The following is a 15,083-nucleotide window of genomic DNA, read 5'->3' as shown; positions in this document are numbered from 1 at the left end:
CTAACAACAGGGGGCGAAGACAGCATGTTATCGGAACGCCAACGACTGATTCTCAATGCGATTGTCGATAATTACATTCATTCCGCCGAACCCGTAGGCTCACGCACCATCTCCAAACGGGAGGACATCGGTTTCAGCTCCGCGACCATCCGCAACGAGATGGCTGATCTGGAAGAACTCGGGTACCTGGAACAGCCGCATACATCAGCTGGCCGCGTTCCCTCCACGAAAGGGTACCGCTTTTACGTCGACAACTTGATCAAACCGCACATGTTGAGTGAGTTGGAGTTGAGCAAACTGAAACAGCTGTTTGCCGAACGGATTCATCACTTTGAGAAGGTGATCGACTACACTGCTCAAATTCTCTCGCACGTGACCAACTACACGGCCATCGTGTTGGGTCCGGAGATTTTCGAGCATCGGCTGAAACACATTCAGATCGTTCCCCTGAATGAAACACAGGCAGTGGCCATCGTGGTCACAAACACCGGCCGCGTGGAAAACAAGCTGATTGACATGCCGCAGGGCGTTCGACCGCAGGAGATCGAGAAGCTGGTCAACCTGCTGAACAGCAAGCTGAGCGACGTGCCGCTGTGGCAGCTTCGCCAGCGCATGTATCTGGAAGTGGCGGGCGAGATGCGGCGTCATGTGGAGCAGTACGAAGAGATGCTGCGGATTCTGGAAGAGTCTCTCCAGCGGAAGGAAGGCGAACGCGTCTATCTCCGTGGTGCGACCAAGATCATGGATCAGCCGGAGTTCCGCGACGTGGACAAAGTGAAGGACATCTTGGAACTGCTGGAACAAAACGATCAACTGGTCCACTTGTTCGGACCTCCGAGTGAGGGCATCACCGTTCGCATCGGACAGGAAAACCAGCTTGACGCGATGAAGGAATGCAGCATCATCACCACCGCCTATTACATCGGCGGCAAGCCGGTCGGGACGGTGGGAATCCTGGGGCCGACGCGGATGGAGTACAGCCGGGTGATCACCGTGCTCAACTATCTGGCGGAAGGTCTGTCGCGTATGCTGACATCGCAGTTTGAGAAATAGTAGAAATCGTAATGGAGTGAAAGGCTGACCCGGTGCAGCGGCAGCGGACAGCCTGGGGAGGTATCGGAACGTTGAACGAGGACAAACTGACGCGAGACCACGAACAGGAAGCGGAAGCGGCAGCAGCCGAGCAGCAGGAAACCGCTGACCAGGAGCAGCAGGAAGCCGCCGCACAAGAGCAGGAGCCGGCGGCAGAGATCGACTGGCAGCAGGAAGCGGAACGCTGGAAGGCACAGGCGGAAGAAAATCATAACCGCATGCTGCGCGCCTTGGCCGACATGGAAAACCTCAGGCGGCGGACGCGCAAGGAGCAGGAGGATCTGGCCAAATACGCCTCGCTCAAGGTTATCTCGGAGCTTCTGCCCGTGATTGACAACTTTGAACGCGCGCTGAGTGCTGACAAGGATTCGATGACGGTCGAATCCCTGCTCGAAGGGGTCAACATGGTGTACCGCCAGATGTTGCAGATCTTTGAACGGGAAGGCTTGACGGCGATCCAGGCGACAGGCCAGCCCTTTGATCCCAACGTCCATCAGGCGGTAATGCAGGCCCAAGACCCGGCATACGAATCGGGCGTGGTCGTGGAGGAATTCCAAAAAGGCTACCTCTTCAAGGATCGCGTCATCCGTCCTGCGATGGTCAAGGTAAACGCCTGATTGTACTTATATAATTCCAGTTGGACAGAAGTGTAAGGAGGATATCCAGTATGAGTCGCGTTATCGGTATTGACCTTGGAACCACAAACTCTTGCGTAGCCGTGATGGAAGGCGGCGAACCGGTCGTCATCGCCAATGCGGAGGGCAGCCGCACTACGCCGTCCGTCGTCGCGTTTAAAAACGGCGAGCGGATCGTGGGAGAAGCGGCCAAACGTCAAGCCATCACCAACCCGGACAACACGGTGATCTCCATTAAACGCCACATGGGAACCAACCACAAGGTAACCCTGGAGGGCAAGGAGTACACGCCGCAGGAAATTTCGGCGATGATTCTGCAAAAACTGAAAGCCGACGCGGAAGCATACCTGGGCGAACCGGTCACCAAAGCGGTAATTACCGTTCCGGCTTACTTTAACGACAGCCAGCGTCAAGCGACCAAGGACGCCGGCAGGATCGCCGGTTTGGAAGTGCTCCGCATCGTCAACGAACCGACAGCGGCTGCACTGGCGTACGGCATCGAAAAAACGGAAGACCAAACCGTGCTTGTCTACGACCTGGGCGGCGGTACGTTCGACGTTTCCATTCTGGAGCTGTCTGACGGCTTCTTTGAAGTAAAAGCCACCTCCGGCGACAACCTCCTGGGCGGTGACGACTTTGACCAGGTGATCATCGACTACCTGGTAAGCGAGTTTAAAAAGGAACACGGCATCGATCTGTCCCAGGATCGCATGGCGATGCAGCGTTTGAAAGACGCCGCGGAAAAAGCGAAAAAAGACCTTTCCGGCGTGCTGACCACGACCATCTCGCTGCCGTTCATCACCGCGGACGCGACCGGTCCGAAGCACCTGGAGGTAAACCTGACCCGCGCCAAGTTTGAAGAACTGTCCGCGCACCTGGTAGAGCGCACCATGGGACCGACTCGCCAGGCGCTGCAAGATGCGGGACTGAGCCCGAGCGACATCGACCGCGTCATCCTCGTCGGCGGTTCCACGCGGATTCCAGCCGTACAGGAGGCCATTAAGAAATTTATCGGCAAAGAGCCGCACAAAGGGGTTAACCCGGACGAAGTGGTGGCGCTGGGCGCAGCCGTTCAGGCAGGCGTGCTGACCGGTGATGTGAAGGATGTTGTGCTGCTTGACGTAACACCGCTGTCTCTGGGTATCGAAACGCTGGGCGGCGTGTTTACCAAGCTGATTGAGCGCAACACGACGATCCCGACCAGCAAATCGCAGATTTTCTCTACGGCTGCCGACAACCAAACCTCCGTGGAAATCCACGTGCTGCAGGGCGAACGTCCGATGGCAGCCGACAACAAGACGCTGGGCCGCTTCACCCTGTCCGACATTCCGCCGGCTCCGCGCGGCGTTCCGCAAATCGAGGTAACGTTTGACATCGACGCCAACGGGATTGTGAACGTGCGCGCCAAAGACCTCGGCACCGGCAAGGAGCAGCGCATCACCATCACGTCCAACTCCGGCCTGACGGACGAAGAGATCGAGCGCATGGTGAAAGAGGCTGAGCTGAACGCAGAGGCGGACAGAAAGCGCAAGGAGGAAGTAGAGCTCCGCAACGAAGCGGATCAGCTGGTCTTCACGACCGAAAAGACCCTGAAAGAAGTGGAAGGCAAGGTGGATCAGGCGGAGATCGACAAGGCCAACGAAGCCAAGGACAAACTGAAAAAGGCGTTGGAAGGCGGCAAGATCGACGAGATCAAGACCGCCAAGGACGAACTGTCCCAGGTCATTCAACAAATCTCCGTGAAACTGTACGAACAGGCCGCTCAAGCCGCTCAGGCAGCACAAAACGCGGCTGGCCAAGGCGCATCCGGCGAACCGAAAAAAGACAACGTCGTCGATGCTGACTACGAGGTCGTCGACGACAAGAAGTAACCGAGTGTGAACGAAAAAAAGTCAAAGTCACGGAATGCTGACTTTGACTTTTTTTCAAGTCAGTCACATGCTATGATAACAGTTGACTGTCATGGGAGTGATCGAGCAGATGAAACGGGATTACTATGAGGTGCTGGGTGTCTCCAAGGGAGCGGATGCCGACGAGATCAAGAAGGCGTACCGCAAGTTGGCGCGCCAGTACCACCCCGACGTCAACAAGGCGCCGGATGCGGAAGAGAAGTTCAAGGAAGTAAAAGAAGCGTACGATGTCCTCTCTGACCCGCAAAAGCGTGCCCAGTACGACCGGTTCGGCCATCAAGACCCCAGCCAGGGCTTTGGCGGCGGGTTCGGCGGATTTGACACGTCCGGCATGGGCGGCTTTGGGGACATTTTTGACATGTTTTTTGGCGGCGGCAGACGGTCCAACCCGAATGCGCCGAGAAAAGGGGCGGATCTGCAGTTTGGGTTGTCGATTGACTTCACGGATGCCGTCTTCGGCAAGGAAACGGACGTGGAGATTCCCAAAGAGGCGGAGTGCGACACCTGCCGTGGCACGGGAGCGAAGCCGGGTTCCGGCATAGAGACATGCAAGACGTGCGGCGGCACCGGTCAGCAGGAAGTGGTGGCAAATACCCCGTTTGGCCGCATCGTGAACCGTCGCGTGTGCCCGACCTGCGAAGGCAAGGGCAAGGTGGTCAAGGAGAAGTGTACATCCTGCCGCGGTACGGGCCGGGTGAAGGTGCGCCGCAAAATTCACCTCAACATTCCGGCAGGCGTCGACGACGGAGCACAGCTTCGCGTCGCGGGCGAAGGCGAACCGGGCATAAACGGCGGCCCTCCCGGCGACTTGTACGTCGTGCTGCGGGTGAAGCCGCACGAGTTTTTTGAAAGGGAAGGCAACGACATCTACTGCGAAGTGCCGCTCACCTTTGCCCAGGCAGCGCTCGGGGACGAAATTGAAGTGCCGACGGTCGACGGCCGGGTTAAATTGAAGATTCCCGCCGGTACGCAGACGGAGACTTTTTTCCGGCTGCGGGGCAAAGGGGTGCCGTACCTGCGCGGAAGCGGCCGCGGCGACCAGCATGTGAAGGTGCGCGTCGTCACCCCGACCAAGCTGAACGAGCGGCAAAAGGAACTTCTTCGCGAATTCGCCTCCCTGTCTGGTGAGTCGATAAGCGGGTACGGCGTGGAAGATGAGGGTTTTTTTGAAAAAATGAAGCGGGCGTTCCGCGGCGAGTAGCCGGGAATCGCGTCTGTCAGCGAGACGTTGGCAGAACATGAGCAAAATTGGGGAGTTGGTAGTTCATGAAATGGTCGGAAATCAGTATCCACACGACAGCGGAGGCAGTGGAAGCAGTGTCCAACCTGCTATACGAGATGGGGGCCAACGGTGTCGTCATTGAAGACCCCGAGGTGCTGCATCGCGATTGGGATACGCCGTTTGGTGAAATCTACCAGCTCTCCCCGGATGATTTTCCGGACGAGGGCGTATTCGTCAAGGCGTATCTGCCGATGGATTCGAGTCAGCTGGTCGACGTGTTGGATGAGCTGAAGGAGCAGCTCAGCCACCTGACCGACTACGGTCTCGACATCGGCAAAGGCACGATTGCCGTCAATGACGTGCACGAAGACGAGTGGGCCCACGCCTGGAAAAAGTATTACAAACCGGTCAACGTCTCCGAGCGGATGACGATCAAACCGGTCTGGGAGGCATACGAGCCGAAGCGGCCAGACGAGATCATCATCGAGATGGACCCGGGCATGGCCTTCGGCACCGGCACCCATCCGACGACGATTCTCTGCCTGCGCGCGTTGGAAAAATACCTGCAGCCCGGCGACCGCGTCTACGACGTAGGGACGGGAACGGCCATCCTCAGCATCGCCGCCGTCAAACTGGGCGCCGACCACGTGCTGGCGATGGATCTGGACGAGGTGGCGGTCCGCTCCGCGGAGGCCAACATCGAACTGAACGGCGTCCACGAGCGGATCACCGTCCGGCAGAACAACCTGCTGGACGGAGTGGACGAGCAGGTCGACCTGGTGGTGGCCAATATTCTCGCAGAAGTGATCGTCCGCTTTACCGACGACGTATATCGCGTGCTGAAACCGGGTGGGGTGTTCATCGCGTCCGGGATCATCGCCGCGCGGGAAGCGGATGTGAAAGCGGCAATGGAGGCGTCCGGCCTTGAACTCGTGGAAACCATTTTCATCGATGACTGGGTAGCAATTGTGGCAAAAAAACGGTAGAATAGTGAGGTTGGCGAGATGCAAAGATATTTTGTCGAGCCACACCTCTTTTCCGAACAAGAGGTAACGATTGTCGGCGACGACGTTCATCATATCGTAAACGTGATGCGGGCCAAACCCGGCGAGAAAATCGTCGTGTGCGACGGGGCGGGCCGTTCGGCTGTCGCTCAGCTCGTCTCCCTGTCCGCAAAAGAAGTGACAGCATCGATCGTCCAGTTCCTGGACGAGCAGACGGAACTGCCGATCCGCATTACCATCGGACAGGGACTGCCGAAGGGCGAGAAGATGGAGTGGATATTGCAAAAGGGGACGGAAATGGGGGCGCATGCCTTTTTTCCGTTTACCTCCGAACGCACCATCGTCAAGCTGGACGCCAAAAAAGAGGCGAAGAAGCTGGAGCGCTGGCGCAAGATTGTCAAGGAGGCGGCGGAACAATCCCACCGGGCGGTGCTGCCGGAGATTCTGCCGCCTGCGTCGTTTCGACAAGCAATCGCGTCGGCCGCCGGTTACACGCAGCGTGTGATCGCCTATGAAAAGGAAGGCGGCTCTACGCTTCATCAGGTCTTTGCCGGCATGAGTCCGGGAGAGTCGCTCTTTGTGCTGATCGGGCCGGAAGGAGGCTTTTCTTTGGACGAGGTGAAGCAGGCAGAGTTGATGGGCTTTCAGTCCGTATCACTCGGTCCGCGCATCCTGCGCACGGAGACGGCCAGCCAGTACGTGCTGGCAGCCGCATCGTACCAGTTTGAACGCCTGGCCCCGTAGAGCGCGTAAGATGGGTCAAGGCTACTTACAGAAAGGAGGAAGCGCCATGTCTACGGTTGCTTTCCATACATTGGGCTGCAAAGTGAACAGTTATGAGACGGAAGCGATCTGGCAGCTGTTTAAGGCCAACGGCTACGAGCGGGTGGACTTTGAACAGGACGGCGCCGACGTCTACGTGATCAATACGTGCACGGTGACCAATACCGGAGACAAGAAGAGCCGTCAGGTCATCCGCCGTGCCATTCGCCGCAATCCTGACGCGATTGTCGCGGTGACAGGTTGCTACGCGCAAACTTCCCCCGGGGAAATTGCGCAAATCCCGGGTGTAGATATCATCGTCGGCACACAGGGCCGCGAGAAACTGATCGAATACGTGGAGCAAATCCGCCGGGAGCGCCAACCGATCAACGCGGTCAGCAACATCATGAAGGCGCGCGAGTTTGAAGAACTGGACGTCCCGTCGTTTACGGATCGCACGCGCGCGTCCCTGAAGATTCAGGAAGGCTGCAACAATTTCTGCACCTTCTGCATCATCCCCTGGGCACGCGGCCTGATGCGCTCCCGCAAACCGGAGAGCGTTCTCGAACAGGCCCGGAAGCTGGTCGATGCCGGGTATCTGGAGATCGTGCTGACCGGTATCCACACCGGCGGTTACGGCGAGGATCTGGAGAACTACAACCTGGCCAAACTGCTCGTGGATCTGCATCAGGTGGAGGGACTGAAGCGGATTCGCATCAGCTCCATCGAAGCCAGCCAGATTACTGACGAAGTGATTGATGTGATCAACAATTCGGATCGCGTCTGCCGTCATCTGCACGTGCCCCTGCAAGCGGGCGACGATGAGGTGCTGAAGCGGATGCGCCGCAAGTACACCACGGCGGAATTCTACGAAAAGATGGTGAAAGTGCGCGAAGCACTTCCAGGCGTCGCCCTGACAACCGACGTGATCGTCGGCTTCCCGGGCGAAACGGAACAGCAGTTCCAAAACACCTACGATTTCATCAAAACCGTGGGGTTTGCCGAACTGCACGTCTTCCCGTACTCCATGCGCACCGGTACGCCGGCTGCCCGCATGCCGGATCAGATTCCGGAAGAGGTGAAGCATGAGCGGGTCGCCCGACTGCTGGAGCTGAACCAGCAGCTGACGCTGGCATACGCCAAGCAGTTTGTCGGCGAAGTGCTGGAAGTGATTCCCGAACGCCCGTACAAGGAAGACCCGGACAGCGGCTTGCTGATGGGGTATTCCGACAACTATTTGAATGTGGTTTTCCCAGGCGATGCGTCGATGATCGGCAACATCTGCAAGGTCCGGCTGGATGAACCCGGCTCCGAATACTGCAACGGCACGCTTGTCCGCGTACTGGACAACGAGCGTCCTGTGCAACTGAAGGAACGGGCGATATGAAAGAGGTATCAGCGGGCGGCGTCGTCTACCGCTTTCACGACGAAGAACTGCTGCTGTTGCTGATTGAAGACCGCTACGGCAAGGTGACGCTGGCCAAGGGAAAACAGGAACTGGGCGAGACTATTGAGGAAGCGGCACTCCGGGAAGTGCTGGAGGAGACGGGAATCCGCGGGGTGCTCGGAGAAAAGCTGGACACGATTTATTACGACTACCAGCACGCAGTAACGGGAGAAGTGGTCAACAAGGAAGTCCACTATTTTCTGGTGGAGGCGTACACGACGGAAATTACCGTGCAGGTGGAGGAGATTAACGACGTTCACTGGTACACGCCGCTGGAAGCGTGGGCGCTCCAGCAGGAGCGAGGGTACCGCAACAACGACGACGTCCTGCGCAAGGCTTTGCAACATTTCGGGATCGAGGTGTGAGAAGGATGAACCTGAACAAGTACATTGACCATACCCTGCTGAAGCCGGAAACGACGGCAGCGATGATCGACAAGCTGTGCGCCGAAGCAAAAGAACACGACTTTGCTTCCGTCTGCGTCAACCCCACTTGGGTAAAGCGCTGCGCCGAGCTGCTGAAAGGCACTGATGTAAAGGTGTGCACGGTCATCGGGTTCCCGCTGGGAGCCAGCACTCCGGCGGTGAAAGCGGCGGAAACCCGTGACGCGATTGCAAACGGCGCTGCGGAAGTGGACATGGTCCTCAATATCGGTGCGCTGAAATCCGGCGATCTGGAGCTGGTAAAAGCGGATGTGAAAGCCGTCAAGGAAGCGGCTGGCAGCGTTTTGGTCAAAGTGATTCTGGAAACGGGCCTGTTAACGGACGAAGAAAAAGTGACCGCCTGCAAGCTGTGCGTTGAAGCAGGCGCCGATTACGTCAAAACCTCCACCGGATTCGGACACGGCGGTGCCACCGTGGAAGATATCGCCCTGATGCGCAAAACAGTGGGGCCGAATATTGGCGTGAAAGCCTCCGGCGGTGTGCGCGACCGCGCGACGGCGCTTGCGATGATCGAAGCGGGAGCGAGCCGCATTGGCACCAGTTCCGGCGTCGCGATCGTGACGGGCGCAAACGCGGGTGGCAGCGGTTACTGACACGTAAGGAAAGCCTGACCGTATGAGTGGTCGGGCTTTTTTCTGCAGGTGGGTCACACCTCTGCTCTGCAGGATGTGACAAAGTGTCTGAAGTGCGGATATTGGCGAAGTGAACCGCCTGACAAATCCCGGTGTAACCATATGGACAAAAACCGGGTGGAAGGAGCGCATCACATGAAAACCATCAAGGGCGTGTTGATTCTGCTTGCCTTTTTTGGAATGGGTACGCTGGCCAACAAATGGCTTCACGTCCCGCTGCCGGGCAACTTGCTGGGCATGCTGCTGCTGACGCTGGCGCTATGCACGGGACTGGTCAAGCTGGAGTGGGTCGAGACGGCCAGCAATCTGTTGATTCGGCACATGATGCTGTTTTTTGTACCGATTCTGGTGGGAGTGACTGCGTATCTCAAGTGGATTGCAGGCGACCCGTGGCCGATCGTTTCGTCGCTCGTGCTGGGTCCGCTCGCGGTGATGCTGGTGTCGGGGCGGGTCGTTCAGTGGTATCTGAACCGGCACAAGCAAAAAATGGAGCATCACCAACTGGAAGGGAGGATGCTCGATGTTTGACCAATTGCTTGCCGTTGCTGTCACACTGGCGGGATACAAGGCAGCGAGTGTGCTGGCGGAGCGCTTTCCCCGTCTGCAACCGCTGGTCGTGGCGACAATCTGCGTCTGGTTTGCCTGGTGGCTGATCGGCGAGGATTGGGAAGCGTACCGCGCCGGCGGGGAATGGATCTCGTTTTGGCTGGGACCGGCCACGGTTGCACTGGCTGTTCCGCTCGCCAAGCAGCTGAAGGAGTTCGTCCATATTTGGCGCGGCGTCCTGCTGGGTGTGGCGGCGGGCTGTGCCGTTGCGATCCTGACGGTCCGGCTGGTGGGATGGCTGCTGGGCACGGATCAGACGATGGTGCACAGCATGATGGCCAAATCGGTGACCACGCCAATCGCCGTGGAACTGACCCGCAGCATCGGCGGCATTCCGGCGCTGGGGGCCTTGTTTACCGTATTGACGGGGATCATCGGCGTCACCATTGCCCGTCCGGTCCTCTCCTGGGCGGGGATCAGGGATGATTGGGCAATTGGGATTGCCGTCGGCACCAGCTCTCATGCAATCGGCACAGCCAACCTGAACCGCGTCTCACCGGTGCAGACGGCGGCGTCCAGTGTGGCGATGATCTTGGCCGGTGTGGTGACAGCGCTGTACCTGATTCCGTTTTCCACGTAGACGGAGTTACCAGCGTCGTCGTTTCCTGTCCGGCACCAGCCACTGGACGGCAGCGGCGATCTGCCTGGTAAACGGCAGGGCGGCCAGGGAGCACACCACGTTGAACAGGGTCTGGGCATGAGCAATTCGCATCGACGGGCTGTCTGTCAACAAGCTGCTGACCATGGCAAGCTGTGAAAGAAACGGCAGAAAGGCGAGAGCGCCTACCAGGTTGAACAGCGTGTGGCACCAGGCGACCTGGCGGGAAGCCGCATTGGTGCCGATGCTGGCGATGATGGCGGTAAAGCAGGTGCCGATGTTGGCACCCAGCACGATTGCCAGCGCCGTCTCCATCGAGAGCACCTGGTGACTCATCAACCCCATGGTGATGGCGGTCGTCGCCGAACTGCTGTGGATGAGCGCTGTAAACACCATTCCGGTGATCAGGCCGATCCAGACGGAATGGCGGCTTTCCAGAAACAGCGAGCGAAACGCGTCCGACTGTTCCAGCGGTTTGGCCATCACCTGCATGGTGTCGATCCCAAGAAAGATCAGGCCGAAGCCGGCCACCACCAGTCCGATGCAGCGGGTCAGACGGCGCGGCATCAGCCACAAGGCGACGCCGACCAGGAGCATGGGCACGGCGAACGTCTCCAGCCGAAGCGCGATCAATTCGGTTGTGATCGTCGTCCCTACATTGGTGCCGAGAATGATTCCCACGGTCTGGGAAAAACTGATCATGCCTGCATGTGTAAGCCCGATGGTAAGGACGGTGACGGCGCTGGAACTCTGCAGCACCATGGTGCTCAACAAACCCACCCAAAAGCTGTGGACCGGCGTGCGCGTGAAGCGTCCCAGCCAGTCCGCCATTTTCTTCCCGGCGAGGTTTTGAAAACCGGTGCGCATGACATACATACCCAACAGAAAAAAACTGAGACCGAATGTAAAGGGAGCGAGGATGGCAGTCACGGAGCGATCCTCCTTACCAGCAATGAGAACACCCTTCGCGCAGCCAGCGTGTGCCATCTGAACGGGCACCGTGCAGGCTGTCGGGAGGGATTGAATTACTATACGCTATGCCTGTACCAAGACGAGCATGACAAGGAGGAACCGACAACATTGGCAAGAGTGATTCTGCACAAGCACCGAAAAAAGCGGCTGGAAGCGGGCCATCCGTGGATTTTTCAATCGGAAGTGAAGGAGATTCAAGGAGAGTATAAGCCGGGCGACATTGTCGAGGTAATCAACCACCAAGGCCACTTCCTCGCCAAAGGCTACATCAATCCCGCATCGCAAATCATCGTTCGCGTTCTGACGTACAATCAGGACGAAGCGATCGACTATGACTTTTTTCTCCGCCGCATCCGCGAAGCGGCCGCGTTTCGCTCCCGGTTCGTCGACAATCCGCGAGCATGCCGCGTCGTCTACGGCGAGGCGGACTTCCTGCCCGGTCTGATTGTGGACCGGTACGAAGACGTGCTGGTGGCGCAAATTCTCTCGCTTGGGATGGACGTGCGGCGCGACTGGATTCGGGACGCATTGGTGGAAGTGTTTCAACCGCAGGGCATCTACCTGCGCAACGACGTCCCCGTGCGTGAACTGGAGGGGCTGAACCAGAGCAAGGAAGTGCTGTACGGGGAATGTCCGCGGGAAGTGACAATTACGGAAAACGGCCTGACATACATTGTGGATATCATCGAAGGGCAAAAAACGGGCTTCTTTTACGACCAGCGGGAAAACCGAGCCGCCATCGCCCCGCTGATGAAAGGCTGGGGAGAAAAGCACGGCATCACCCTGAAGGAGATGGACGTGGACGGCGAACAGAAGATCGTCCCCGTAGACCGGCGCGGCAAAGTGGTAAAAAACCCCTACTGGGACGGGGCAGAGGTGCTGGAGTGCTTTACCCATACCGGGTCGTTTACGCTGAACGCATGCAAGCACGGCGCGAAAAAGGTGACGGCGCTCGATATCTCCGAGCACGCCATCGAGACGGCTAGGCGAAACATCATGCAAAACGGCTTTTTGCACCGCGTCGAATTCGTCGTTGCCAACGCGTTTGACTACCTGCGCGAGTGCGTCGATGCCGGCCGCATGTGGGACGTGGTCATTCTCGATCCGCCGGCGTTTGCCAAATCGCGCGCGGCGGTGAAGAGCGCCTGCCGCGGCTACAAGGACATCAATCTGAACGGGATGAAGCTGGTGCGCTCCGGAGGGTATCTGGTGACGGCCTCCTGCTCGTACCACATGTCTCCCCAGCTTTTCCTGGAGACGATCCAGGACGCGGCGATGGATGCCCGTAAAATCCTGCGGCTGATTGAGTGGCGGGGAGCAGGCAAGGACCACCCACAGATCAGCGGAGCGGACGAATCCCACTACCTCAAGTTTGCCATCTTTGAAGTAAGGGATCGGCGGTAACCATCCGCTGCCAGGAGCGGCGGACAAAAAACGAGCGGCATGTCGCAGCAGCGCGGCATGCCGCCTTTTTGCGCCGTTCTTCCGTCGGGCAGCAGGGGAAACATGCTTCTCTGGCTGCTGCGGAACGGGTCATCCGCATACAGAAATGGCAGTTGCTGGAACGAATCGGCACTGGTAAAATGAAAGCGCTTCTCAGAAAGAAAGGGGAAGGAAGAAGAGGAGGGATTGAGAGATGAGCATGTCATGGTCGCGTCTTGTGCTTGCGGCGGCGCTGATGGTTCCGCTGGTCCCGGCCGGCCTGTCATCCGCCGGAGCGATCTCGGAACCTGTCGTACCGGGCGCGCATGGCGTGACGGTCACCCGCTTTGACGGCCAGGCGGGAAACTGGCTGACCACGCGCAACCCGCAGCAGTACGCGGCGGCTGTCCAATTCGGCAATCTGGGGCTGGTCCCGGCCGCGTGGGGCGGTTGGGAAACGATGTACGATCCGGCCGAAGTGACGGGCACACAAGTAAACGGCGCGTTTGACGATGCGCAATTCGTCATTCGCGTGCCGGATGAGTGGAACGGCAAGCTGGTCGTGTCCGGCATCCCGGCCACTCGCAACGAGACGGCCACCGATCTGTTGTTTAGCGATTACGTGCTGGAAAAAGGCTACGCCTTTGCGGCCATTGACAAAGGGACGCAGGGAGAAAGCGATCCCGCCGATCCGCTGGCCAAAGTAAAAAACGCCCTCGCGTCCGAGGAAGACTCGGTAGCCGAGTGGCATGTCCGCTTCCGGCAGTTGACCAAGGCGGCGCAAGCCTACCTGGCGGCGCATCATCGAGACCGGCTGATCGATCCCTCCGACAGTACACCCGCTGCCCGACTGGTCTCGAAACAGCATCCAATCCCCACGTACGCCATCGGTATTTCCAACGGCGGGTACGTGGTCCGGTACGCTTTGGAACACGATGATCCGAAACTGACCAAAGAGCCGCGGCTGTACGACGGCGGCGTCGATTGGGAAGGGGTGCTGTGGCGCGCTGACAGGCCCAACCTGATCACCACACTGACCGACGTCGTCAACCACGCGGAAGCGGCCATCTACGGCCAGGGCAACGAGCGGGAGCGCGCCCGCGCAGCCCTGTACCGAGCCGGTGTGCCCAAAGGCTCGGAGAAGCTGTGGGCCTATTACGACCAGATCTACTGGTTCCTTACCCTCAACATCTACCGGGACGAGTTTGACCCGCACGCGCCGAAGCGCTTGCAGTGGCCGGACTACCTGCGGTTCAACGCCGACGGCACCCGCGACCGTTCGCTGGACGGCATCTATCGCACCTACGATTTCACCAAGCGGCCGAAAAAAGTGAAAGAAGCGGTGGAGGCGATCGAGAATACGGGCAGGATTGACGTGCCGCTGATCTCCGTGTTCGGCACCTGGGACGCCCTGATCTTCCCCGAGGTACATGGGAACGCCTACCGGCGGTTGGTCAAAGCGGCGGGACGGGAAAACCTGCACCGGCTCTACCTGGTGGAAAAGGGCAATCATGTCGACGGCCTGGTCTGGAGCGCATCGGACCCGGACAAGGAACTTCAGCCGCTGTTACCGTACGTCCATCAATGCTTTGACCTGCTTGTCGGCTGGGTGGAAGAGGGCAGGCAGCCGCCTGAAAGCGGGACGATTTCTGCACCGCGCGATCCCCTGCGGGTGAAGGACATCCGGACGGGGGAAGAGATCGACCCGTACTGACACGCTGAGCGGACATATGCGTCCGCTTCTTTTTTTGTATCGACAAAAAAACGGCCCGCTGTCCGGCGGGTCGAAAAACGCTGCGGTCAGGCAAACTGTTTGTCGGACAGGATGTCGCGAACCAGTTCCAGGGCTCGTTTGATGCCCAGTTCCTTGCCGAGCAGCACCTGCCCCTCGGCTGAGCTGGCCGCCCTGACTTTACTCAATTCCTCCAGTTCGTGCGTCAGCAGGTGTTCCAGGATGTAGAGGCGCACCTGGCCGATCTCCCGTTCGCTCTGCCGATCCCGTTCCTGGTACTTGACCAGCGCCAGACTTTCTTCCACGTACTTGTCGATATCGTCTTCCAAAAAACGGGAAGCTGTGCAGATGATCTCGCGGTACTCGTCCGTTTGGGAGGGGATGACGCGCAGTGCGTGTCCGAGGTGGGCGAGCAGAAACTTGTGGAGCACGACGCTGTTGCGCGTGTAGGCGTTGTGCAACAGGGAGTACTCGCCCAAAAACGTCCCGGTCTCCTTGTCGTAGCGGTGCAGGAGCGTATAGGACGAACAGTACGTACAGAAGAGCAGATAGTCTCTCATGGACATTCCCCCTGCGTTGAGAAAAGTCTTCTGTGACGTTTTTTCA

The 15,083-nt window shown here is 58.5% G+C and carries 15 protein-coding genes; 13 read left to right on the top strand and 2 right to left on the bottom strand.

Annotated elements, in window-relative coordinates; genetic code table 11:
• Positions 1-24: 24 nt before the first annotated feature.
• The 11 genes from hrcA (at position 25) to KDN35_RS06590 (ending at position 10,333) form a co-directional block, all read left to right on the top strand.
• Positions 25-1,053, top strand: a complete 1,029-nt coding sequence (gene hrcA, locus KDN35_RS06640) for a heat-inducible transcriptional repressor HrcA (RefSeq protein ID WP_171565339.1) — start codon at positions 25-27, stop codon at positions 1,051-1,053.
• Positions 1,054-1,124: 71 nt separating this feature from the next.
• Complete coding sequence (gene grpE, locus KDN35_RS06635) at positions 1,125-1,709, top strand: nucleotide exchange factor GrpE (RefSeq protein ID WP_230076757.1); 585 nt, start codon at positions 1,125-1,127, stop codon at positions 1,707-1,709.
• 50 nt (positions 1,710-1,759) lie between these two features.
• Positions 1,760-3,598 carry a molecular chaperone DnaK gene (gene dnaK / locus KDN35_RS06630; RefSeq protein ID WP_212132406.1) on the top strand — a complete coding sequence of 613 codons (1,839 nt, stop codon included), beginning with the start codon at positions 1,760-1,762 and terminating at the stop codon, positions 3,596-3,598.
• Between the two features lie 109 nt (positions 3,599-3,707).
• Positions 3,708-4,838, top strand: a complete 1,131-nt coding sequence (gene dnaJ / locus KDN35_RS06625; RefSeq protein ID WP_171565337.1) for a molecular chaperone DnaJ — start codon at positions 3,708-3,710, stop codon at positions 4,836-4,838.
• A gap of 65 nt (positions 4,839-4,903) precedes the next feature.
• Positions 4,904-5,845, top strand: coding sequence for a 50S ribosomal protein L11 methyltransferase (gene prmA / locus KDN35_RS06620; RefSeq protein WP_171565336.1), 942 nt, complete (start codon positions 4,904-4,906; stop codon positions 5,843-5,845).
• Positions 5,846-5,863: 18 nt separating this feature from the next.
• Positions 5,864-6,607 carry a 16S rRNA (uracil(1498)-N(3))-methyltransferase gene (locus KDN35_RS06615; RefSeq protein ID WP_171565335.1) on the top strand — a complete coding sequence of 248 codons (744 nt, stop codon included), beginning with the start codon at positions 5,864-5,866 and terminating at the stop codon, positions 6,605-6,607.
• Positions 6,608-6,653: 46 nt separating this feature from the next.
• Entirely contained in the window at positions 6,654-8,012 is a 1,359-nt protein-coding gene (mtaB, locus tag KDN35_RS06610) for a tRNA (N(6)-L-threonylcarbamoyladenosine(37)-C(2))-methylthiotransferase MtaB (protein ID WP_171565334.1), read from the top strand.
• The gene (locus KDN35_RS06605; RefSeq protein ID WP_171565333.1) at positions 8,009-8,437 is read left to right on the top strand and encodes an NUDIX hydrolase; all 429 of its coding nucleotides are present in this window, start codon (positions 8,009-8,011) and stop codon (positions 8,435-8,437) included. Before mtaB ends, KDN35_RS06605 begins: the two co-directional genes overlap by 4 nt.
• Before the next feature lie 5 nt (positions 8,438-8,442).
• The gene (deoC, locus tag KDN35_RS06600) at positions 8,443-9,108 is read left to right on the top strand and encodes a deoxyribose-phosphate aldolase (protein WP_171565332.1); all 666 of its coding nucleotides are present in this window, start codon (positions 8,443-8,445) and stop codon (positions 9,106-9,108) included.
• Between the two features lie 174 nt (positions 9,109-9,282).
• Positions 9,283-9,675: a CidA/LrgA family protein gene (locus KDN35_RS06595; protein ID WP_171565331.1), complete on the top strand. Its 393-nt coding sequence runs from the start codon at positions 9,283-9,285 to the stop codon at positions 9,673-9,675.
• Positions 9,668-10,333 (top strand): LrgB family protein, encoded by a 666-nt coding sequence (locus KDN35_RS06590; protein ID WP_171565330.1) that lies wholly within the window; start codon positions 9,668-9,670, stop codon positions 10,331-10,333. The genes KDN35_RS06595 and KDN35_RS06590 overlap by 8 nt, the downstream gene beginning before the upstream one ends.
• A gap of 6 nt (positions 10,334-10,339) precedes the next feature.
• Here the strand turns inward: KDN35_RS06590 and KDN35_RS06585 are convergent, their stop codons facing one another.
• Complete coding sequence (locus tag KDN35_RS06585; protein ID WP_304414449.1) at positions 10,340-11,281, bottom strand: Na/Pi cotransporter family protein; 942 nt, start codon at positions 11,279-11,281, stop codon at positions 10,340-10,342.
• A 150-nt stretch (positions 11,282-11,431) separates the two neighbouring features.
• Between KDN35_RS06585 and KDN35_RS06580 the strand changes: the two genes are divergently transcribed.
• Both KDN35_RS06580 and KDN35_RS06575 read left to right on the top strand, forming a co-directional pair.
• Positions 11,432-12,727, top strand: a complete 1,296-nt coding sequence (locus KDN35_RS06580) for a class I SAM-dependent rRNA methyltransferase (protein ID WP_171565328.1) — start codon at positions 11,432-11,434, stop codon at positions 12,725-12,727.
• A 274-nt stretch (positions 12,728-13,001) separates the two neighbouring features.
• Entirely contained in the window at positions 13,002-14,459 is a 1,458-nt protein-coding gene (locus KDN35_RS06575) for an alpha/beta hydrolase (RefSeq protein ID WP_212132439.1), read from the top strand.
• Positions 14,460-14,545: 86 nt separating this feature from the next.
• Here the strand turns inward: KDN35_RS06575 and KDN35_RS06570 are convergent, their stop codons facing one another.
• Positions 14,546-15,037: a hypothetical protein gene (locus KDN35_RS06570; RefSeq protein WP_171565327.1), complete on the bottom strand. Its 492-nt coding sequence runs from the start codon at positions 15,035-15,037 to the stop codon at positions 14,546-14,548.
• Positions 15,038-15,083 lie beyond the last annotated feature (46 nt).

Source organism: Brevibacillus sp. NL20B1 (assembly GCF_018195675.1).
Taxonomy (GTDB): Bacteria; Bacillota; Bacilli; order Brevibacillales; family Brevibacillaceae; genus Brevibacillus; species Brevibacillus aydinogluensis.
This window is presented reverse-complemented; position numbering and strand designations above follow the sequence as displayed.

Excerpts from the sequence above, each read along its gene's own strand:
- KDN35_RS06570 (WP_171565327.1), bottom strand. The coding sequence starts at position 15,037 with ATGAGAGACTATCTGCTCTTCTGTACGTACTGTTCGTCCTATACGCTC.
- KDN35_RS06615 (WP_171565335.1), top strand. The coding sequence starts at position 5,864 with ATGCAAAGATATTTTGTCGAGCCACACCTCTTTTCCGAACAAGAGGTA.
- mtaB (WP_171565334.1), top strand. The coding sequence starts at position 6,654 with ATGTCTACGGTTGCTTTCCATACATTGGGCTGCAAAGTGAACAGTTAT.
- hrcA (WP_171565339.1), top strand. The coding sequence starts at position 25 with ATGTTATCGGAACGCCAACGACTGATTCTCAATGCGATTGTCGATAAT.
- deoC (WP_171565332.1), top strand. The coding sequence starts at position 8,443 with ATGAACCTGAACAAGTACATTGACCATACCCTGCTGAAGCCGGAAACG.
- KDN35_RS06605 (WP_171565333.1), top strand. The coding sequence starts at position 8,009 with ATGAAAGAGGTATCAGCGGGCGGCGTCGTCTACCGCTTTCACGACGAA.
- prmA (WP_171565336.1), top strand. The coding sequence starts at position 4,904 with ATGAAATGGTCGGAAATCAGTATCCACACGACAGCGGAGGCAGTGGAA.
- KDN35_RS06595 (WP_171565331.1), top strand. The coding sequence starts at position 9,283 with ATGAAAACCATCAAGGGCGTGTTGATTCTGCTTGCCTTTTTTGGAATG.
- KDN35_RS06575 (WP_212132439.1), top strand. The coding sequence starts at position 13,002 with ATGGTTCCGCTGGTCCCGGCCGGCCTGTCATCCGCCGGAGCGATCTCG.
- dnaK (WP_212132406.1), top strand. The coding sequence starts at position 1,760 with ATGAGTCGCGTTATCGGTATTGACCTTGGAACCACAAACTCTTGCGTA.
- KDN35_RS06590 (WP_171565330.1), top strand. The coding sequence starts at position 9,668 with ATGTTTGACCAATTGCTTGCCGTTGCTGTCACACTGGCGGGATACAAG.
- dnaJ (WP_171565337.1), top strand. The coding sequence starts at position 3,708 with ATGAAACGGGATTACTATGAGGTGCTGGGTGTCTCCAAGGGAGCGGAT.